The organism is Paenibacillus sp. EKM301P (assembly GCF_011800295.1).
Classification (GTDB): Bacteria; Bacillota; Bacilli; order Paenibacillales; family Paenibacillaceae; genus Paenibacillus; species Paenibacillus polymyxa.
In genome coordinates this window covers 218,173-240,136 of the sequence record NZ_JAALFM010000006.1, presented here as the reverse complement: position 1 = coordinate 240,136, position 21,964 = coordinate 218,173, and the positions used below count along the sequence as shown (strand labels likewise).

Genomic DNA, 21,964 nt, shown 5'->3' with positions numbered 1-21,964 from the left:
GTAACCGGTTACACAATTGGAGTTGAACCTACATTATGACAACAATTAAGCAAGTAGCAAGTTTTGCAGGTGTTTCCGTGGCGACCGTATCCCGAGTTATTAATGAAACCGGCTATGTCCACGAGGATACACGGCGAAAAGTTGAAGCTGCGGTGAAGCAGCTAAATTACAAGCCTAATGAAGTTGCACGTTCTCTGTATAAAAAGAAATCCAGATTAATCGGCCTGCTGCTGCCGGATATTACAAACCCTTACTTTCCCTTGTTGGCTCGTGGGGTGGAGGATCGAATGCAGGAAAATGATTTTCGTATTATTTTCGGTAATAGTGATGAGGATCGCCAGAAAGAATTAGATTACATGGATACTTTTGTTCAGAATAATGTTGTTGGGGTTATTTCATCTACCAATGACCCTGCTGCCGACTGTTACGCCAAACTGAAAATACCAGTCGTTTTTCTCGATCGGACTTCCAGTGACAGTCTCTCCGTTTATGCGGATGGAGCTCATGGCGGTCGCTTGGCTGCACAGGCTATGGTTGCCCGTGGCAGCAGACAAATTACAGTCATGCAGGGTCCTGCTCATATTCGTCCAGCACAAGATCGTTTTCGCGGGGCAGTGGAAGAGCTTCAGCATTCTGGTATTGCTTACCATATCGTCGAGACAACGTCCTTTTCGTTCAAGGAAGCTGAGTTATGGGCCAAAGAGCTGTTCAGCAAGTATCCGGATACGGACGGAGTTATTGCCAGTAACGATATTGTAGCTACCGCGGTGATGCATGAAGCACATAGATTAGGAAAGAAAATCCCGGAAGATGTTCAAATTATCGGGTTTGATGATATACCATTAAGCAGCTTGTTATTTCCGCCATTATCAACAATCCAGCAGCCTGCTTATGAAATGGGCTGGGAAGCGGCAGGTCTGCTCATTCAATTGATTGAGCAGTCGCAAGCAACGAAGTCAAGTGTACCTAATCTTCATTCGAAAGTACTTACCTATTCAAGCATACAATTGCCCGTCAAATTTATCGAACGGGAAACAACGAGAAAGGTGGATCATCATGGCTAAAATTTCGGTTATCGGAAGCAGTTCGATGGACCTCGTAGTTACTTCTTCCAAGCGTCCCGGTGCTGGTGAAACGGTATTGGGAGAAAGCTTTACAACCGTACCTGGCGGTAAAGGAGCCAATCAGGCAGTAGCTGCAGCACGACTCGGGGCGGACGTTACGATGATTGGACGTGTAGGAGACGACCATTTGGGACAACAGATTTTACGCAATTTTGAAGAAAATCATGTTCATATTAACTATGTGAAACCGGTTACACATATGGAAAGCGGTACAGCACACATTGTACTAGCCGAGGGTGATAACAGTATTGTCGTGGTAAAAGCAGCGAATAATGAAGTTACTCCTGCTTACGTGGAAGAAGGGCTTGATGTCATACGAAGTTCGGATATTGTGTTAATTCAACAGGAAATACCGGCGGAGACGATTGTCTATGTAAGCGAAATTTGTGCGAAGTATCAGGTACCCTTGCTGCTGAATCCAGCCCCGGCTCGTGAAGTTGAAGAAAGCGTAATTGCCAATGCAACCTACATTACCCCAAACGAGCATGAAGCTGCCATCATGTTTAAGGATATGAGTCTTCAAGAAGCACTGCGCAAGTATCCTAACAAGTTGTTTGTAACGGAAGGCAGCAACGGTGTACGATTTTTCGACGGAGAACAGGAAGTTGTGGTTCCTACTTACAAGGTAGAAGCCGTTGATACAACAGGTGCAGGAGATACGTTCAACGCTGCTTTTGCGGTAGCACTAGCTGAAGGGAAATCGCTGGCAGATAGTGTGAAATTTGCTAATCGGGCTGCGTCCTTGTCTGTTACCAAATTTGGAGCGCAAGGTGGAATGCCAACCCGTCGTGAAGTGGAGGAGCAATTATAATGAAGAAACATGGAATTCTTAACAGTCATATATCCAAAATACTAACGGATCTCGGCCACACGGACTTTATTGTCGTGGCTGATGCCGGCTTACCAGTTCCTGAAGGCGTTACCAAAATTGATTTGGCATTGAAACTGGGTATTCCGTCCTTTCAGGACGTTGTTGATGTCATTGCCGCAGATATGATGATTGAAAAAGTAACACTGGCCGAAGAAATCAAACAAGAAAATGAACAAGCACTCCAGTATATTATGCGCACCTTTGCAGGAGAGCAACTAGAGCATTCGCAGATTAATCAGCCGACTGCCGTCATTGAGTTTTGCTCACATGAACAATTTAAGACATTAACTCGGCAAGCCAAAGCTGTCATCCGTACAGGAGAGGCTACGCCGTTTGCCAATTGTATTTTACAGGCAGGAGTTCTTTTTGGATAAATTAGTGTTGAATAAAAAAGGGGGGAATAGCATGCAGATTCAAATGAAAGGAATTCACAAAGCCTTTGGAACCAATCAGGTACTAAGTGGTGTTGACTTTGATCTCCGTGAAGGAGAAGTACATGCCCTCATGGGTGAAAATGGTGCAGGCAAATCAACGCTGATGAATATTTTAATCGGACTGCATCGACGCGATGAGGGAACGATCATCACTGACGGTCAGGAAACCTATTTTGCCAACCCCAAGGAAGCGGAGCAAAAAGGAATTGCTTTTATTCACCAGGAACTGAATGTATGGCCAGAGATGACGGTACTGGAAAATCTATTTATCGGCAAGGAAATGACTTCCAAGTGGGGATTACTAGATAGCTCTAAAATGAAAGCGCTAGCAAATGAGCAATTTAGCAAGCTTTCAGTAAACCTTCCTTTGAACGGTGAAGCAGGCGAGTGTTCAGTGGGTCAACAACAAATGATTGAAATAGCCAAAGCACTCATGACGGATGCCAAAGTGATCGTAATGGATGAGCCGACAGCAGCCTTAACCGAACGGGAAATACAAAAGCTGTTTGAGGTTATTACTTCCTTGAAAAAAGATGGTGTTTCAATTGTGTATATTTCCCATCGGATGGAGGAGATATTCGCGATCTGTGATCGGATTACCATTATGCGTGACGGGAAAACCGTAGATACTCAAGCGATCCCCGATACGAATTTTGACGAGGTTGTACGGAAAATGGTTGGCAGAGAGCTGACTGAACGCTACCCGGTAAGAACGCCTGCTTTGGGAGAAGTGGTGCTAGAGGTCAAAAACGCATCACATAAAGGTCTATTTGAAAATGTGAATTTTACAGTGCGCTCTGGGGAAATTGTAGGTTTTTCGGGCTTGATGGGCTCGGGACGGACCGAGATCATGCGGTCGTTATTTGGACTGGATACTTTGGATCGTGGTGAGATACACGTACGTGGGAAAAAGGTGTCTATTCGCAAGCCGGATGATGCAGTGAAACTAGGGATTGGCTTCATTACAGAAGATCGAAAAGATGAGGGCTTAGTGCTGGATTTTTCCATTCGGGAAAACATGGTGCTGACGAATCTGTTCAGTTTTACATCAAAAGGATTTATATCAGGCAAAAAAGAGATGGATTTTGTTAATACATTAATTAAGCGCTTACAAATCAAAACCCAATCAGCCGAAGCGACGGTTGGCAGTTTGTCAGGTGGCAATCAGCAAAAGGTGGTTATTGCCAAATGGGTAGGTATCGGTCCCAATGTGCTCATTCTTGACGAACCGACGAGAGGCGTGGATGTAGGAGCCAAACGGGAAATCTACCAGTTGATGAACGAACTGACCGAACGTGGAGTCGCAATTATCATGGTATCCTCAGAGCTTCCCGAGGTACTTGGCATGAGTGATCGTATTGTCGTGGTGCACGAGGGAAAGATCAGCGGAGAGCTAAGCAGGGAAGAAGCCACACAAGAAAATATTATGACGCTAGCTACAGGAGGACAGTAATATGACAACTATGAATGAAGCAAAAGGTAGCAAAGGCATCCAAATATCACAAATCACACAGAAGCTTGGCCCATTGTTGGGGCTCATTATTTTGGTGATCATTGTATCGGCCTTAAATCCCAGCTTTTTGGAACCGCTTAATATTTTGAATTTGTTGCGCCAGGTATCTATTAATGCGTTGATTGCGTTCGGTATGACCTTCGTTATTCTTACAGGCGGAATCGATTTGTCCGTTGGCTCTATATTAGCACTATCCAGTGCGTTTGTCGCAAATATGATGTTGGCCGGCTTCGATCCGATTTTGGCGATTATCATTGGCTGTGCATTGGGTGGCGTGATGGGAATGGTCAACGGCTTGATGATTACGAAAGGTAAAATGGCTCCGTTTATCGCCACACTCGCAACCATGACTATTTTTAGAGGATTAACATTAGTGTATACCAACGGTAACCCTATTACGGGGCTCGGAGATAGTCTGGTATTTCAATTATTCGGTCGTGGTTATCAGTTTGGTATTCCGGTCCCGGCGATTACGATGCTCATTACCTTTGCTGCTCTTTGGATCATTCTGCATAAAACACCTTTCGGACGCAAAACGTATGCCATCGGCGGCAACGAGAAAGCTTCGATTGTTTCAGGTATTAAAGTACCACGTGTAAAAATCTGGATTTACTCTTTGGCGGGAATGCTTTCCGCATTGGCGGGTGCTATCTTGACCTCACGCTTGAATTCAGCGCAGCCGACAGCAGGTGCTTCTTATGAACTGGATGCCATTGCGGCTGTCGTACTAGGTGGAACAAGCCTTTCGGGAGGACGCGGACGGATTGTAGGTACATTAATTGGTGTGCTAATCATCGGGACACTAAACAACGGCTTGAATTTGCTGGGGGTTAACTCTTTTTACCAAATGGTCGTAAAAGGAATCGTCATTGCTATTGCTGTATTGATTGACCGTAAAAAATCCGCATAATACACCTAATCTGCATAGAAGGAGACACACAAATATGAAAAAGCTTACATTAATCATGACATCCTTGCTGCTCCTGCTCATGACAGGGTGTTCCCTGGAACCGCCCGAATGGGCGAAGCCTAAAGCGGCTGCAGACCTGAAGGACATTAAAATCGGCTTGTCGATCTCAACATTGAATAATCCATTCTTCGTTTCCCTCAAAGACGGAGTTGTTGCAGAGGCCAAAAAACAAGGATTGCAGGTTATTGTGGTCGATGCACAAAATGATTCTGCGAAGCAAAGTAATGATGTGGATGATCTGATCCAACAGGGAGTAAATGCGTTACTCATTAATCCGACAGATTCGTCGGCTATCTCCACTGTGGTACAGTCAGCGAATGCTTTGAACATTCCTGTAATTACGCTGGACCGTTCCGCTGACAAAGGTGATGTGAAAGCGCTAGTCGCTTCAGACAACGTCGAGGGAGGACGGATGGCTGCCAGATACGTGATTGATCAAGTCGGAAAAGGCGCCAAGGTTATTGAGTTGGAAGGCGTTCCAGGCGCATCGGCTACCCGTGAACGTGGGAAAGGCTTCCATGAAGTGGCAGATAAGGACCTGAAGGTCATCGCCAAGCAGTCGGCTGATTTTGATCGGACCAAAGGTTTGAATGTGATGGAAAATCTACTGCAAGGCAACCCGGATGTTCAGGCGGTATTTGCCCACAATGATGAAATGGCGTTGGGAGCGATTGAAGCCATTCAAAGCTCTGGTAAGAATATTCCAGTCATCGGCTTTGATGGTAACGAGGATGCGCTTAAATCAATTAAGGAAGGGAAGCTGACAGCTACTGTGGCTCAGCAGCCTGAGTTGATTGGACAATTGGCAGTGCAAGCAGCCAAGGATGTACTTCAAGGTAAAACCGTGAAAACATCGATTCCCGCCAAACTGGAGTTAGTGGATCAATCCAAATAGGAATGGGCATGTGAACCAACCTATGAAGCTTTCGAACTGATGCAAAGAATACGCATCAGTTCTTTTTTTTTGGATATTTTGCCAAGACGATATATACACATAAATGGAAGTTTTTAATTTTTGTATTGTAAGAAGAGACGGTAAAAGATAGAATAACACTTGTATGATAATGAGAATCACTATCATTTTATGAAGGCATATATCTAAGGAGGACGTATATTGTGCAACAAAAGAACAGATTAAAAAGAGGAATTATGCTTGGTTTTGCCGTTTTTTTGATGGTTGTATTGGCTGCATGCGGAAATGCAGCAAGTAGTAACCAGACCAATGACAAGAGTGGAACGGATGCCCTTAACGGACAATCCAAATCAGTTGCCACGCGCGAATATGTTGATGCCACTGGCAAAAAGATCAGTATCCCTGCAAATCCACAGCGGGTTGTCACGACACAATATTTGGATGCGATGCTGGCTTTAGGTGTTAAACCAGTAGGGGCTGCTTCTCATGTGTTAGAAGGCGACTATTTGAAAGGTAAGATTGACGGGATTGCTGATATTGGGAATCCGACAAATGTGGAAAAGGTATTAGAGCTACAACCTGATCTGATTATAGCAACAGAAGATACCTCGCCAGAAGTGAGGGAGCAACTGGAGAAGATTGCTCCAACCGTAGCTGTTTCTTTTGGAGATGGAGATGTATTTAAGCAACTGCGGGATGTCGCAGCCGTACTAGGTAAGGACAAGGAAGCCGATCAGTGGATTGCTAGTTTTGACAAAAAGGCTGAAGAAGGTCGAAAAAAGATGGCTGGAAAATTCAAGAAAGATGAAACGATTACCATTTATATGACCTACGGTAAGGACGTGCTGAGAGTGTACGGGGCGCGAAATGTAGGACATGTCATCTACCGTTCACTGGAATTGAATCCTCCAGAGTACATACGTCAGAAGCTCGCAAAGGACCCGAAGTATAATTTTGTATACGATAGCATTTCGATGGAAAAACTGCCTGAACTGTCAGGAGATCGTATTATTATGCTGGTTTACGATGAAGCGACTAAGGACGGAATGTTGAAGGAAATTGAACAAAGTGCGCTGTGGAGAAATCTCCCGGCTGTCAAAAACCACAAAGTGTATTTCATCAAGGCCGATCCTTGGTTTACCTACTCACCACTGGCTATCGATCAATCACTGGATGAGGCCGTTAACATGTTTTCCGTCGAACCTAAATAATCAGCTCATTTAAATAGGAAGGGAGAAGTCTTATGCTAAGACGATTTTTTGAATATTACCGTCCCTACCGGACTTTGTTTATCATTGATTTTACTTGCGCCATACTAGCTGCACTGCTGGAACTGGCTTTTCCACTTGCAGTCAATCGGGTAGTTGATGATTTGCTACCCAGTGGAAATTGGAAATGGATTTTATTTGCCTGTTTATCTTTGCTTGGGATTTATGTCGTAAGCGCCGGATTGAATTATGTCGTTACCTATTGGGGACACAAGCTGGGGATTAACATTGAGTCAGATATGCGTAAAAAGCTGTTTGATCGAGTACAAAAGCAATCCTTTCGCTTTTTTGACAATAACAAAACAGGCCATCTGGTCTCCCGTATGACCAACGATCTGATGGATATTGGAGAGATTGCCCACCACGGACCAGAAGATTTGTTCATTGCACTGATGACTCTGGGCGGGGCTTTCGGTATCATGCTCAGTATTAACTGGAAGCTGGCTGTGCTGACATTCATTATTGTTCCACTGATGATCTACCTGTCTTTGTATTTTAGTCGCAAAATGAATGCTGCATTCCATCGTATGTTTTCTGATATTGCGGATTACAACGCCCGGATTGAAAATAACGTTAGCGGTATCCGTGTTGTTCAAGCGTTTTCCAACGAAGCACATGAAATGGATCGTTTTGCTGAGAATAATGGACGGTTTCGTAAAACAAAGCTGATCGCATATCGCATTATGGCGTGGAATTCTTCAATTAGCTTTATTCTGATGAAACTGGTCTCTTTGTTTGTGCTTGTATGTGGAACATGGTTTGTTATTAAGGGGCAGATGTCCTATGGGGAATTTATCGCATTTGTAATGCTGTCCAATGTATTCCTCGCACCCATCAAACAAATTAACTCTGTCATTGAAACGTATCCCAAAGGAATTGCCGGCTTCCGACGTTACTTAGATTTGCTGGAAAGTGAATCTGACGTAGAGGATCTTCCAGGTGCGAAGACCGTTAAGCATCTCAACGGAGATATTCAATTTGAAGGCGTAACGTTTGGCTATGAAAACAAAGACAAGGTACTGCGCAAAGTGGACCTTGCTATTCATGCGGGAGAAACTGTAGCTCTTGTGGGTCCTTCAGGAGCAGGCAAAACGACACTTTGCAGCTTGCTGCCACGCTTCTATGATGTCGAGGAAGGCAGCATTAAGATTGATGGTATGGATATCCGTGAAATGAAGCTGGATTCGCTGCGGTCCATGATTGGAATCGTACAGCAGGATGTATTCCTTTTTGATGGAACGATTCGTGAAAATATCGCTTACGGCAAACTTGATGCTTCAGAAGATGAGATCTGGGATGCTGCCCGTCGAGCCCAGATTGAAGAACTTGTTCGATCCTATCCAGAAGGGCTGGATACGATGATCGGTGAGCGAGGCGTAAAGCTGTCCGGTGGTCAAAAGCAACGTTTATCCATTGCCCGGATGTTTCTGAAAAATCCGCCAATTCTCATTTTGGATGAAGCGACATCAGCATTGGATACAGAGACAGAAGCTGCAATTCAGCAAGCTCTGACAGAGCTATCTCAAGGTCGCACGACACTCGTGATTGCCCATCGTCTGGCAACGATTAAAAATGCTGACCGCATTATTGTAGTTGCAGATCAAGGGATTGCCGAGCAAGGAAAACATGAAGAATTAATGGCTGTAAAAGGTGCATATAGCCGCCTACACCAAGCTCAGTATGGAACGTAAGAGTCAATTGCGACTTCGTAAATAGAGAGAGGAATGAATGAGTTTGACAAAGAAAATGTGGATTGTGACGATGCTTTTGTCAGTTATTGTCATTCTTAGCGCCTGTGGTGGAAAGGTAAATCTGCCAGACGAAAAGCAAAATCAAGCTTCTGGTGAATCAAAGTCAGCTGCAACGAAAACAGTTAAGACGATTCATGGAGAGATTCAGATTCCGATTCATCCTCAGCGGATTGTAGTAGATATGTACCAGAATGATTTATTAGCATTAGGAATTAAACCTGTGGGAAGTGTTAAATATTATCTGGATAATCCGTTTTCGAAGGATCTTGTACAAGGCATTGCAAGCATTGGAGACCGCGGTAGTGTATCCATTGAAAAAGTATTGGCTCTACAGCCGGATATGATTCTGATTGGTTCCAAGGATGCTTCTGAATATGAAAAATACAGTAAGATTGCTCCGACTCTCGTTATTCCTTATGGAACATACAAGAATGTGCATGAGGAACTGACAGCTTTTGGTGAGCTGCTGGGAAAAGAACAGGAAGCCAAAACATGGCTTGCCCAATACGACCAGCGATTGCAAGCTGCACGTGACAAATTAAAGGGAATTGTTCAACCCGGGGATACTTTCACAGTAATGGAAGCCACAGATAAAGAATACTATGTATACGGTGATAATTTTGGCAGAGGAGGACAGGCGGTTTATAGAGGATTGAATTTGACACCTCCACCACTTGTCCAAAAAGAACTATTAGGCGAGACTCAATGGAAGTCAATTTCCAAGGAAGTTATTAATCAATATGCTGGCTCTTACATTTTTCTGACGGTTAACAAGGATTTGAGTGGTTATGAAGGAGACAGCATATGGAAATCACTGAGTGCGGTCCGTAATGGGAAGGTTTTTGAGCTTCAGGAGGATCGATACTGGTACTTCGATCCTATCGCTATTATGGGGCAAGCTGAAGAATTGGCAGATATGATCGTCCAGCGGAATAATGAAAACGTCTCACAGAAGTAATGGTTTCGGTAATGTTGGCAGCCCTTTGGTATTTTTGCCGGAGGGCTTTGTTTTTTCACAAAATAGCAGGGCATTAGAGAATCGTCGAAATTTTGCTATTGAAGCCGTTGCCACATTAATTTACAATAGTAAAGATTGCATGATAATAATTCTCATTATCAGACATTATCTCCACTACAGGTTTTCGTGATACCTACATACTATTCAACAGTAAGGGTGAACCATAGTTATGAAATTATCAGAATCTTCGGATAGTCCTGCTCAAAGTAATCACAATCAGCCGCCGACTCAATTCCACTCGCGGCCATGGGCGGCTTCGCTTATCCTGACAGCCGGATTAGCACTGTTAGCGTTCGGTATCGCTCTGTCCTTATCATTTGGTGCAGCCTCAATCAGACTGGAGGAAGTCTGGAACGCCGTCTTTCATTTTAATCCAGAGCTGCAAAACCATCAAATTATATGGGAAATCCGACTACCTCGGATTCTGGGTGGTGTGTTAATCGGAGTTTGTTTTGCCGTAGCAGGAGCCATTATGCAGGGAATGACCCGCAATCCGCTTGCGGACTCTGGCTTGCTTGGGCTGAATTCGGGCGCCAGCTTGACGATGGCGATTTGCTTTGCTCTTTTTCCGGGTACTTCCTTTTTGCAGTTAATGTTGTATTCTTTTGTAGGTGCAGCCTTGGCAGTTGTGATGGTCTATGGTACAAGCGCTATTTCCAAATCAGGTATTACGCCAGTTCGTCTTGTATTGGCGGGTGCAGCTGTCACGGCGTTGCTGTCTGCCTTAGGTGATACGATCAGTTTATATTTTAATGTTGGACAGGATTTGGCCTTTTGGTATGCTGGAGGACTTAGTGGGACCAAGTGGGTTCAGCTAGGCATTGTTGTTCCATGGGTTGTGGCAGCTTTTATCGGTGCTCTCATGTTATCACGCTCCATTACGTTACTTAGCCTAGGAGACGAAATTGCATTGAGTCTTGGTCAGCGAACTGGGATGGTAAAGGTCGCCGGTATGATTCTCGTATTGATCCTGGCGGGTGCCGCGGTATCGTTGGTTGGTTCTATAGGGTTCGTAGGGTTGATTATTCCCCACATCACGCGCAAACTGGTTGGGGTCGATTATCGCTGGATTATTCCTTGTTCGGCTATTATGGGAGCTTTACTTATCGTTTTTGCCGATCTGGCGGCCCGTATGATTAACGCACCTGAGGAAACACCAGTGGGCGTACTTATTGCCTTAATTGGTGTTCCATTCTTCCTTTATCTGGCACGTAAAGAAAGGAGGGCACTGTAAGATGAGTAACGTTACGAATGGCGCTATTGCCAAAGCAAGTCACCGTAAAAAAATCCATGATTGGGTCGTTGTTATCATTTTGCTTGTATTGCTCATTACTGCATTCACCATAAGTGCGAATACAGGAACGATTCGGCTTTCGCCAATGGAGCTTTTTAGAACCTTGTTCGGACAAGGGACTCCACAGCAGGAATTAATTCTGTTTGAATTCCGGTTGCCGCGAATGGTTATTTCCATTCTGATCGGCGCAGGTTTGGCTGTTTCCGGTTGCATCATGCAGGGGGTATCGCGTAACAGCCTAGCGGACCCTGGTATTCTGGGGATTAATGCAGGTGCCGGGCTGATGGTTATGCTGTTTGTACTGCTTTTCCCATCGATGCAAACGATGAATTCATTATTTTTACTTCCCGCTCTTGCACTCATTGGATCGGGAGCGGCTGCTATTCTGATTTATGCTCTTTCTTACAAAAAAGGCGAAGGTATTTCTCCGACGAGGCTATTGCTGAGCGGAATTGGGGTAGCGGCGGGTATCAGTGCTGCCATGATCATTATGACTCTAAAGTTAACACCTGAAAGCTACACGTTTGTAGCTAATTGGTTAGCAGGAAGCATATGGGGTTCAAATTGGAAATTCGTAATGGCTCTGCTGCCTTGGCTAATTGTATTGCTTCCTTTCGCATACTATAAAGCAAATGTTATGAATGTGCTTAATTTGGGGGATCAGACGGCATCCGGGTTAGGTACACCTATCGAAAAGGAACGTATTCTTCTCCTCGCGGCTGCGGTCGGACTGGCTAGTTCAAGTGTGTCGGTTAGTGGTGGGATCGGTTTTGTCGGTTTGGTAGCTCCACATTTGGCAAGAAAGCTGGTGGGTCCGAAGCATAAAATGTTGCTTGTAACGTGTGCTTTAGTCGGAGCACTTCTGGTACTCGTAGCGGATACGATCACACGAGCCTTACCTTTACAGAAAGAAATTCCGACAGGATTAATTGTTGCCATCATAGGTGCGCCATACTTCTTATATCTGCTGAGTCGCTCAAAAGGATAAAAAATAAAAAATAACCTTCAACACCACTAGGCATGTGGAACTGAAGGTTATTTTTTTATTTTTTGTAGCAGCCTTTCATCTCAACGGGAAGTATTCAAGGCATGAGAGGTTTGATGTAACTCTCTGATCATTTTATGCAACGTGTAATTTTCCTGCCGTGTCACACCGTGTTGATTTTCCTGAACCAGCAGCTGATGAATGTTTCGTTTTAAAATCTCACTTCGACGTTCCAGCATTTCGGTACTCATAAATAAATGAACACTCCCTTTGTCATGAATAAATCTACATTTTAGAAATAAGCATAGACTGAATATAAGGTTGCCTTTCGACTTCTTTAAGTATATCGTGCTGGATGATCAAGGGAAAACGGAACGAGACAGCAAAATACTTATCCTCATCATCCATACCGTGTCGACAGCTACTCACCCCATGAGTTCTTAGATATACTTCCTTATGCTGGCGATAACAGGAGATTAGGGACAATTAGCTTCACATATATGGAATCACTTATCAATTTGCTGGAAGCTGTGGTGAGGAGCCAACCAAAACTGCAAAGGTTACAACTACCTAATGAGAAGAAAAGAATAAGAGGCTATAACATTTATCATTATTTATATTGTGGATATACTGGCTGAACAGCTACTTGCTCAGGATCATGACCGAAGAACAACAGACTCGGCTTGACCTCCTGCACAATCTGCTGAATACGGGCAATTGACTGGCGCGTCTGTTCACGGTCAAAGCCGTCAAATGGCACGTCGTTTGCGTAATTCTCCTGAGTATAGGCAACATCAATCGTCAGCATGATCGGACCCGATTCCTTTGTTGTGATCAGCGCGGACTGATGACCCGGCGAATGACCCGGAGTATAGAGCAGTTGCAAGCCCGGAACCAGCTCATGGTCCCCTTGGAGCAGTCGGTAATTCAAGTTCGTCTGCACGCATTCCGGCGGCGCATACTCTAGATTACCGATCGCAGCGTCTGCTTCGGTCTGCTGCACATAAATCGGTGTATTCGGAAAATGCGGATTGCCTCCGGCATGATCCATATGCATATGGGAGATAACGATGGCATGAATATCGTCTGGTTGATAGCCGATCCGATCCAATACTGCCACGATACTATCATTGGCTGTCATACGGGGGATGAAGCGTCTTTCAAACGGTGTACTTTTAAAATAATCCGGGTTGTCGATAAACGAATCTGGCATACCGGTATCAATGAGAATCGGACCGTGATCTGTCTCCAGCAGATACGACCAGATTTGCAGACGCACCAGTTCACCGGGCTGTGCATGATGGTTGAGTGAGGAGCGATCAATATCAAGCTGACCGACCGGCAACCAGTGCAATTTGTTAATCATACAATCATCCTCCAGTTTTAGTTTACATAATAATTATTATGTAGTAATAAGCAGGATTACAGCTGGTGGAAAGTGATGTTTGTATTTTTGTTTGTAAGATGGGGCGATGGAGGCCCATGTTTTCGCTGTAATGCCGCTCTTTCAAAAATTAATTTTTAATAGTTTAAATGATAAGACATGTAGGCGTCCAGCAGGAATCTGCCGTCAGACAGGCAGTATGTGTTGACGTATAATCGGATGAACAAAAAAGGGTAAGTACATAGACTGGACAAGAGAGACACGCTTTATTTATACTTAAAAAGGGCTCAAAAAACTGCGTATAATATAAATTATACGCAGTTTAGGTTTAAAACGACTTTTAGATGCTCTCCTGCATAAGATGTCGATTGGATTGTCGATAAAAATCAGACGAAAATGATCGTTTTACAGCATTTTTTGGATTTTGAACTGAATGGAGGCAAGCACGATGAAAAAAGAACTGCGTCATATGGATCTGGATACTATAGACGAAATTGATGAAGTGTATAATGAGGAGCTGGAAGCATTTTTGATCTGGATGAAGGATGCCGGATATACGATACATACGCAAAAGAATTACACAGGGGATGTAAAACAGTTTTTACGTACATTGCGTGATAAACCACTCGACCAGGTGAAAAAGATTCATGTGATGTCATATTTATCTAAAGCGCGGGAGGGAGGCGCCGGAGATAGTACGCGGAACCGGAAGCATGCTGCGGTGAATAGTTTTTTTAGAGCGCTACAGGAATTTGAATTATGCAGCACCAATCCGGCAGCGGGAATCAAAAAAGCAAAGACTGAAAAGAATCGTATGCCCGTTTATCTGGATGAGAAAGACATTCAGCCATTTTTGCTTGCGGTGGAAGGGAAATATGCAAATCGTAATATGGCTATTTTTCTGCTCATGGTCTACATGGGATTGCGGGTGGGGGAGGTTCATTCTTTGAATGTCTCGGATTACAGCCGAGAAAGACGCACATTAGATGTATTCGGTAAAGGGCGTAAGTGGCGTACCCTGCCAGTACCAACGGCTGTATGTGATTTTATAGAGCAAGCGTTGGAGGAAAGATTGACGCCGTGGAGAGGTAAAGAAGACGCGATGTTCGTATCCCAAAAAGGCCGACGTCTGGCAGTGCGTTCTATTCAACAGATTGCTACAGAAACGTTTAAACGATTCCAGCAAGAAAAGGGTATAGAACGTCGAGAGGCTTATTCCAGTCACAAGCTGCGACATACATTTGCGACGATGCTATTACGTAAGGGAGCAGATCTACGTACCGTACAGGAGCTACTAGGGCACTCATCCATCCAAACGACCACGGTATATACTCATGTTACAGATCGAGAAAAAGAAAAAGCGATGAATAAGCTGGATATTCAGATCCCAATAACGGGATTGTAAGTATGTTCCACGAGTGTATTGTATATTGAAATAAATTGAGTTTACATAAATATTATTATGTAAACTCAATTAAAAGAATTAAAACTTGAATTGTAAATTGTAACCATGATTTTACGTTCTTATTTAATAGCCAGTATCCTATGGTCTTGACAAAGGTAATATTTTGCTACAAAATTAGTGAGATCACTTTATAAATATGGTTTATGAAGTGGTCTCACTAATTTTGTAAACAAAGGAGCACTGTATGGAAAAAGCCAATACAAATTTAATTAAAGAAATAAACTTGAATCTGGTTCGCAAAGTATTGAAGCAGGTTAGCAAGGCCACAAAGCCCCAACTGGCCGCATTGACTGATTTAAGCGTGGTGACTATCAACACTCTTATGCAGGAATTGCTTAATAATGGAGAAATTTTTGAAGATGAAATCGTTCCTTCAAATGGTGGTAGACATGCGTTAACCTATCGTTTTAATTATGAGTATAGTCTGGCACTGATTATACACATTAATGAAAAACAAGGAATGGATGTAGTATCGACCACGGTAGTTAATTTAAACGAGGACTTCCTCATGAAAGAAGAACATCCCTTCCGAATTTTTGATGCTACACAATTTTATTCCATAATTCAAGATATCATTTCTCTTTATCCCTCCATTAAAGTTATTGGTATTGGAATCCCAGGACAATCTGTAGATGGAGAGATTACAGTCAGCAGTCATGAAAGGTTGAATGGAATTCGGCTGGCAGAGGATGTGCAGAGCCAATTTGGTTTACCAGTTATTGTGGAGAATGATGTAAATGCGGCTGTATGTGGATACGTTTACAGAGAACAGATCGATGAAGATCAATGTGTGCTGGCTGTCTATTTTCCTGAAAATTCACCACCGGGGATGGGAATTTATTTGCGTAATGGGGTTTTAAAGGGCAAGCATGGATTGGCTGGTGAAATCAAATTCCTTCCGTCTATAGTTTGGGATGAAAGCAAGGGAAGAGAAGTTTTTTTCAAAAGTGTATGTGAAATTATTCAAATATTACAGTCTGTATTCGATCCTAATCAAATTGTGGTCTATAGAGAGAATATAGAAGAAGAGGCTTTCTATCATTTTTTGGAAGCCTACAAAGCTAAGCATGAGATGCCTTTGTATCCTGACATTGTTCTCTCAGATTTATTTTATGAAGATTTTAAAACAGGGTTGAGAGGGTTAACTCTAAAAGAATTAGAACGTCCTATTATTGTCTTTAAATAATGACATCATCGTATTGAGCAGAGGAGGAGAGGAATGTTGGCAACCTGGTTTCTGATTATTATTTATCTAGCGTTTATTAGCTTGGGAATCCCGGATTCCCTGTTTGGGGCAGCATGGCCTGTGATGTGGCCGGAACTTGGGGCAGCTTTTGGGTCAGCTGGAATAGTATCCATGGTCGTTGCAGGCGGAACCATTGTATCAAGTCTAGCTAGCGGAAGTATCATTGAAAAAATAGGCACAGGTAAGATTACTCTAATGAGCTGCTTTTTGACTGCAGGAGCGTTACTTGGATTTTCTTTTGCGCCTTCATTATTTTGGCTTGTACTATTAGCAATCCCTCTTGGACTTGGCGGGGGAGCTGTTGATGCAGCACTCAATCAGTATGTGGCTACTCATTATAAGGCACATCATATGAGTTGGCTGCATTGCTTTTGGGGAGTTGGAGCTACCATGGGGCCGATAATTATGTCTTTCTACATTTCGAACTACAATTCATGGAGAAGTGGTTACACAGCCGTATCCATGATTCAGTGGGGCCTTGTTATTATTTTGCTCATTACACTGCCATTATGGAAACGTGTTACCGCGATACAAAATCCCATTATTTCTGAATCCCCATCAGACTACTCACAGATGGATGACAATATCGTACAAGTTGAGAACATACCCAAACAAAATCCAATTCGAATGAAAGGAGTTAAGAACACGCTCATTGCTTTTTTGTTTTATTGTGGTGTGGAAGCCACGGTGGGCTTATGGGGAGCCAGCTATTTGGTAAGCGCAAGGAACATCACAGCCGACACTGCTGCTGGTTGGATATCTTTATACTATGGTGGAATCACGGTTGGCAGGCTTATTACGGGGTTTGTAACTATAAAAATAAATAATGGTATGCTAATCCGAATTGGCCAACTTACTGCTGTTGCAGGAGGACTCATTTTGTTGCTTCCTTTGCCTGTTGCCTTTTTATTACCCGGTTTTATTCTTATTGGTTTAGGGCTTGCGCCGATTTACCCTGGACTTCTTCATGAAACACCAACACGGTTTGGTAAGGAAAATTCCGCTAAACTCATGGGGTATCAAATGGCAGTTGCTTATACAGGAACGACTTTGCTCCCGCCCATTTATGGGATTATAGCTTCACAGGTAAGTATTCATTTTTTTCCAGTTGCAGTCGTTGTGTTCCTTCTTTTTATGCTGCTCAGTTCAGAACAAGTGAATCGGATACTGAAGAAGAAAATTTTGAAGAGTTAAGACAAATTACAACTTGACCTGAAACGCGTTTCATCGGCTAAAGTAAATATATAACCTAAAAGAGAAAGGAGAGTACCCTATGATCTCACTCATTTTATTATGTTTAGTTATATGGGGGGGAACGTATTGTTGTTTAGTGTTATCAAGAGATCCTATAGAAGTAAAGCCTTACCGCTCCATCGATGATTTTTTCGAGTAGCTTTGTATCCACTTAATAAAGGTGCTTTTTTTACTCACTTTATTAACATGTTTAATTAAGTGATTTATGAAGTGAATCGAATCTGTTTCGAGCCCATTACATTGGATAGGCTTTGCTAAAGGTCGAGATACGAATACAAGGGAGTGGGACAATGTGGGGATTGAAAATGTCTTAGGTTAATAGAGACTTTGATATTGATCCCTGGAAAGAACATAAAAAACCGTAAGTATGAACTGACAGGTAGGAAACTCTAACAATTAAGGGAGGCTTATTTATGTTTAAACTGGTAGTAAGTGATTTGGATGGTACTTTTCTGAACAATAGTGGTACTTTTGATGTTGAATTATTTAATCAGGTGTACGGAGAGATGAAAGAAAATAATATCGCCTTTGTTGCTTGTACAGGTAAGCAATGTGAAAGAGTAGAAGAGTTGTTTGATGAGCACGGAAAAGGAATCTGGATTTTGGGAGACAGTGCTACTCGTATTAAAAGGGATGGAGTTGTTGTAAAAGAGTTTACAATTGAACGTAATTTGGCATTACAAGCGATCAGTCAAATTGAAGCTTTCGCTAAGGATTTTATTATCATCGCATGTACAACTGAAGCAGCCTATGTCCACTCTCAAATTCAAGAGGAATATTACAAGATTGTGAAGGGCTCCTACAAGGAAGTGCTGAAGATTGATTCGTTTGATCAAATAAATAGCAACTTTCTTAAAATAACTGTTTACGATCCATCAGGGAGAAGTTCCATTTTAAGAAAACATGTTGAAAAGACGCTGCTAGACCAAATTTATATTGTAGATTCTGAAGCAAATTGGCTGGATATTACAGCCCTTCATACCCATAAAGGGGAGACGGTAAGAAAACTCCAAGAGATATTGGGTGTTACTATGGACGAAACCATGTCTTTTGGAGATGGTGAAAATGACGTGGAGCTTATGAGTATTGCCAAATACAGTTTTGCTGTAAAAAATGCTTGTGAGAATACTAAAAATGCAGCAAGTTTTATCACCAAATCCAATGAAGAGAACGGTGTGTTATTAACGATAAAGAAAATGATGGATTTACAAAAGCATTAATATTAATTATCGTTATTAAGAGATACACTCCAGATTTCACACTACCCAATGAGAGGACTATAAGCACCATGAAAAATAAAATACTGGTTTTTGATATTGGTGGCTCTTTTATTAAATTCAGTTTATATTTTCAAGATAAATTTATGACGAAAGGTAAAGTTGCTACACCATTAGATTCACTAGAGAATCTGCTTATAGTCTTGAAGCAAATTCATAATCAGTTTATAGATGAATGTGAAGGAGTAGCCGTCAGCATGCCAGGTATTGTGGACTCGGTCACTGGTCATATGGTGCATGGTGGTTCGTTAAGGTATATAAACGATATCAATATGATCGAAGTTTTCAAGAAAGCGTTTCATTTGCCTGTAGCTATTGAAAATGATGGGAAGTGTGCAGCTCTTGGAGAAGTATGGCGCGGCTCACTACAGGGGATCGCTGATGGTGTTGTTTTGGTAGTTGGAACAGGAATGGGCGGTGGAATCATCTCTCAAGGGAAATTGCTGAAAGGCCATCATTTATCGGCTGGGGAATTCTCCTTCATCAGAACTAACAATGAGCATGCAGACAATGTTGATTATCTGCTTGGTATGCAAGGGAGTAGTTCTGTTTTAGCTAAAACTGTTGCCAAGGCTAAAGGACTTCCTGAAGATGCTATAACAGGTGAAAAAGTATTCAAGCTTATTGAAGAAGGTGATCACACGGTACAAAAGATTTTTCAAGAATACTGTAGGAACATCGCAACACAAATTATTAATTTACAAACAATTCTTGACCCTCAAAAGTTTGTGATCGGGGGAGGCATATCTGCCAATCCTTTGCTGGTTGCTACCATTAAAGAAGAATTAGAGAAACTTTACCTGCATTCGATCTTAAATTTTGTGCGTGCAGATATTGAACAAAGTAAGTTAGGCAATGAAGCGAATTTGCTAGGTGCTATATACAACTACATGCAGTCACACCATCTTGAGGTATAAGATAAAATAAAAGCAAAAGAGCGTGCCTTGAACTTAAGACACGCCTTTTTTCTTTTGTTAGTTTACATAATATATATTATGTTTATTTGTTTGATACGTACAAAATTCCAAAGTAACTTATTTTTCATTTTCCGGGGGAGATTCAATTATCAGCCCCTGAACATGCTTACGCGTTAGAAGCTTCCGTTTTTTGCGGTTTTCCTTTGTTTCTAACACAATATCCAAATCATAGTCGTCAGGATACAATTCTGTTGCAGCGATGTGAAGAGTGAGCCTCTTTTTGTTTATGATCAGCTTTTGTCCTTGAATCAAAATTCCAACATTGCCTCGTTCATCCTCGGTTTTGTAAACAATACCGGTTCGATCTAGGTAGCTGGCATAAACACTATCTCCAAGAGCAAATGGCTTGGTTATGAGCGGGTGCTCTTGTTTTCCCTGTTTTGCGACTGTGCGGTCTGTAGATGCTTTTTTAGAGGCAGGTTTATATACACCGTCAGACTTTTTATCATCAAAAGAAGGGGGAATAACCAAAAACTCCTGTGCATCCTGAGACGTTCTTCCAGCAGAAATGGCCTCAGAACGCTCGATAATGCGAGTCCACATGCCTAGCTTCAAAGCAATTGCGTATGCGTAGCTTTCCCCGGCCTCGCCAATGCGAAGTCGGTACAAGGGTTGCAATGTTTCGGTATCAAACTCCATGCGAGCATTTTGGAACCCCGGTGTGTTTTCAGCAAAATGCTTGATTTCGCTAAAGTGCGTGGTAGCCACTACTGTCGCACGGCGACGATGAAATTCTTCCAGCAACGCGATAGATAGGCCTACGCCTTCTCCCGGATCAGTACCAGAGGCCATTTCGTCGATCAGGATCAGAGTAGAGCTGCCTGCCGTTTCCAAAATGCCAATCATATTGCGAATATGAGCAGAAAAGGTGCTCAAAGCATGTTCAATGCTTTGGCCATCCCCGATGTCTACCACAATGTCCTCGAATACAGCCATTCGGCTACCTTGCAAAACAGGTACCAGCAGGCCGGATTGCACCATGAGTGTTAACAAACCTACGCTTTTGAGAGCCATTGTTTTTCCGCCTGTATTTGGCCCGGTAATAATAAGTGAAGAATAACCTTCACCAATTGAGAAATCAAGCGGCACCATAGTATGGGCCATCAATGGGTGACGGGCACCATAGATATCTATTATCCCATCATCGTTAAGCTCGACAGAGACAGCATCCAGAGTCATAGCGTATTTGGCTTTAGCTAATAAAAAATCCAGTATGCCTACCGTCTCTGTATTAATGCTTAGTTCACGGTTGTATGACTCAGCCATTGCGGTCAGGTCTCCTAGCACTTTCATTTCCTCTTTTGATTCTTCTGCCATATTTGCGCTCTGTTCGAATTGCAGATTTATGATCTCGGCAGGTTCCACATAGACGGTCTGACCGCTACCTGACTCATCCAGTACATTGCCTTTCACCTGTTTGCGGAATTCTTTTTTGATCGGAAGGACGTAACGGCCATTGCGCTGACTGATCATATTTTCCTGCATGATGGATCGGTGACGGCTGATAAGAGAATCTAGTTTCCTCTTGATACGTTCTTCAGTAACTGCAATTTTTTTGCGAATTTTAGCTAGTTCTTTACTGGCATTATCCGTTACTCGACCCGAATAAATGCATCTCTCGATTTCGGATAGGAGTGACTCCATGTCATACATGGAAGAGGCATAAGCACTGACGGTTGGAGCTGAATCCGCCTTGGCATGCATATATTTCATCAGCTGCATGCAGCTTCTGATGAATTGGGCCAAATGAGAAAAATCACGCTCGCTGAACATATAGCCAGTTCCCAAGAGGTGCAGAATGTGCTCCATTCCTTCCAATGAAGGAACAGGTACGCTAGCTCCGTGGCGAATGAGCTGTAAAGCTTCGCTCGTTTCGTTAAGACGAATTTTGATTGTACGGATATCTGTAATTGGCTGCATGGAAGCGGCATGCTGCTTACCTAGGTACGAAAAAGCACATTCAGACACTCTTGTTTTAATCTGATCATATTCCAAACGCAACATTGTAGTTTCATTCATGGATAAATCTCTCCTTTAGTTGTGTATTGACAGGATTTTTTAAAACCTTTCTGAAAAACAAAAAAAGGGCGGAGAATGAACAAAACGTTCATTCTCCGCCCTTTAAGGGAGAGGGAGTGTATCATCAAATAAGCCTATAATCCAGCATGTGCTCTCATCAATTCTGCGTTTTAATCCACAGGCCAACCAACATATCAGTTC

At 42.8% G+C, this 21,964-nt stretch carries 19 protein-coding genes; 16 read left to right on the top strand and 3 right to left on the bottom strand.

The window, feature by feature from the left end:
• Window positions 1-35 precede the first annotated feature (35 nt).
• The 11 genes from HFD99_RS16675 to HFD99_RS16625 all read left to right on the top strand — a co-directional run bounded on the left by HFD99_RS16675 (window position 36) and on the right by HFD99_RS16625 (window position 12,144).
• Entirely contained in the window at window positions 36-1,064 is a 1,029-nt protein-coding gene (locus tag HFD99_RS16675; protein WP_025365001.1) for a LacI family DNA-binding transcriptional regulator, read from the top strand.
• Complete coding sequence (gene rbsK / locus HFD99_RS16670; protein WP_025365000.1) at window positions 1,057-1,935, top strand: ribokinase; 879 nt, start codon at window positions 1,057-1,059, stop codon at window positions 1,933-1,935. The genes HFD99_RS16675 and rbsK overlap by 8 nt, the downstream gene beginning before the upstream one ends.
• On the top strand, window positions 1,935-2,369 hold the full coding sequence (gene rbsD / locus HFD99_RS16665; RefSeq protein WP_025364999.1) for a D-ribose pyranase: 435 nt from the start codon (window positions 1,935-1,937) through the stop codon (window positions 2,367-2,369). The genes rbsK and rbsD overlap by 1 nt, the downstream gene beginning before the upstream one ends.
• Before the next feature lie 31 nt (window positions 2,370-2,400).
• Window positions 2,401-3,882: a sugar ABC transporter ATP-binding protein gene (locus HFD99_RS16660; protein WP_025364998.1), complete on the top strand. Its 1,482-nt coding sequence runs from the start codon at window positions 2,401-2,403 to the stop codon at window positions 3,880-3,882.
• Between the two features lies 1 nt (window position 3,883).
• Window positions 3,884-4,852 (top strand): ribose ABC transporter permease RbsC, encoded by a 969-nt coding sequence (rbsC, locus tag HFD99_RS16655; protein ID WP_017427749.1) that lies wholly within the window; start codon window positions 3,884-3,886, stop codon window positions 4,850-4,852.
• 34 nt (window positions 4,853-4,886) lie between these two features.
• Window positions 4,887-5,807: a ribose ABC transporter substrate-binding protein RbsB gene (gene rbsB, locus HFD99_RS16650; RefSeq protein ID WP_017427750.1), complete on the top strand. Its 921-nt coding sequence runs from the start codon at window positions 4,887-4,889 to the stop codon at window positions 5,805-5,807.
• Between the two features lie 221 nt (window positions 5,808-6,028).
• Window positions 6,029-7,036 (top strand): ABC transporter substrate-binding protein, encoded by a 1,008-nt coding sequence (locus HFD99_RS16645; RefSeq protein ID WP_025364997.1) that lies wholly within the window; start codon window positions 6,029-6,031, stop codon window positions 7,034-7,036.
• A 32-nt stretch (window positions 7,037-7,068) separates the two neighbouring features.
• Window positions 7,069-8,784, top strand: coding sequence for an ABC transporter ATP-binding protein (locus HFD99_RS16640; RefSeq protein WP_016820751.1), 1,716 nt, complete (start codon window positions 7,069-7,071; stop codon window positions 8,782-8,784).
• Window positions 8,785-8,821: 37 nt separating this feature from the next.
• A complete protein-coding gene (locus HFD99_RS16635; protein ID WP_167440953.1) occupies window positions 8,822-9,802 on the top strand; it encodes an ABC transporter substrate-binding protein in 981 nt (326 codons plus the stop codon).
• A 229-nt stretch (window positions 9,803-10,031) separates the two neighbouring features.
• Window positions 10,032-11,096: a FecCD family ABC transporter permease gene (locus HFD99_RS16630; protein WP_016820753.1), complete on the top strand. Its 1,065-nt coding sequence runs from the start codon at window positions 10,032-10,034 to the stop codon at window positions 11,094-11,096.
• Window position 11,097: 1 nt separating this feature from the next.
• Entirely contained in the window at window positions 11,098-12,144 is a 1,047-nt protein-coding gene (locus HFD99_RS16625) for a FecCD family ABC transporter permease (RefSeq protein ID WP_016820754.1), read from the top strand.
• An 80-nt stretch (window positions 12,145-12,224) separates the two neighbouring features.
• Here HFD99_RS16625 and HFD99_RS16620 read toward each other — a convergent pair whose 3' ends face one another.
• Both HFD99_RS16620 and aiiA read right to left on the bottom strand, forming a co-directional pair.
• Window positions 12,225-12,392 (bottom strand): hypothetical protein, encoded by a 168-nt coding sequence (locus HFD99_RS16620; RefSeq protein WP_007432475.1) that lies wholly within the window; start codon window positions 12,390-12,392, stop codon window positions 12,225-12,227.
• Between the two features lie 359 nt (window positions 12,393-12,751).
• Complete coding sequence (gene aiiA / locus HFD99_RS16615) at window positions 12,752-13,507, bottom strand: quorum-quenching N-acyl homoserine lactonase AiiA (RefSeq protein WP_090890554.1); 756 nt, start codon at window positions 13,505-13,507, stop codon at window positions 12,752-12,754.
• A 466-nt stretch (window positions 13,508-13,973) separates the two neighbouring features.
• Between aiiA and HFD99_RS16610 the strand changes: the two genes are divergently transcribed.
• From HFD99_RS16610 to HFD99_RS16590, 5 genes are all read left to right on the top strand, one after another.
• Window positions 13,974-14,930: a tyrosine-type recombinase/integrase gene (locus HFD99_RS16610; protein ID WP_123797266.1), complete on the top strand. Its 957-nt coding sequence runs from the start codon at window positions 13,974-13,976 to the stop codon at window positions 14,928-14,930.
• Between the two features lie 244 nt (window positions 14,931-15,174).
• Complete coding sequence (locus HFD99_RS16605) at window positions 15,175-16,176, top strand: ROK family protein (protein WP_123797265.1); 1,002 nt, start codon at window positions 15,175-15,177, stop codon at window positions 16,174-16,176.
• Between the two features lie 33 nt (window positions 16,177-16,209).
• The gene (locus tag HFD99_RS16600) at window positions 16,210-17,430 is read left to right on the top strand and encodes an MFS transporter (protein ID WP_045244520.1); all 1,221 of its coding nucleotides are present in this window, start codon (window positions 16,210-16,212) and stop codon (window positions 17,428-17,430) included.
• Window positions 17,431-17,903: 473 nt separating this feature from the next.
• Complete coding sequence (locus HFD99_RS16595; RefSeq protein WP_025364990.1) at window positions 17,904-18,710, top strand: HAD-IIB family hydrolase; 807 nt, start codon at window positions 17,904-17,906, stop codon at window positions 18,708-18,710.
• Window positions 18,711-18,778: 68 nt separating this feature from the next.
• A complete protein-coding gene (locus HFD99_RS16590; protein ID WP_045244521.1) occupies window positions 18,779-19,684 on the top strand; it encodes an ROK family protein in 906 nt (301 codons plus the stop codon).
• A gap of 117 nt (window positions 19,685-19,801) precedes the next feature.
• Here HFD99_RS16590 and HFD99_RS16585 read toward each other — a convergent pair whose 3' ends face one another.
• Entirely contained in the window at window positions 19,802-21,763 is a 1,962-nt protein-coding gene (locus HFD99_RS16585; RefSeq protein WP_045244522.1) for an endonuclease MutS2, read from the bottom strand.
• Window positions 21,764-21,964: the final 201 nt, after the last annotated feature.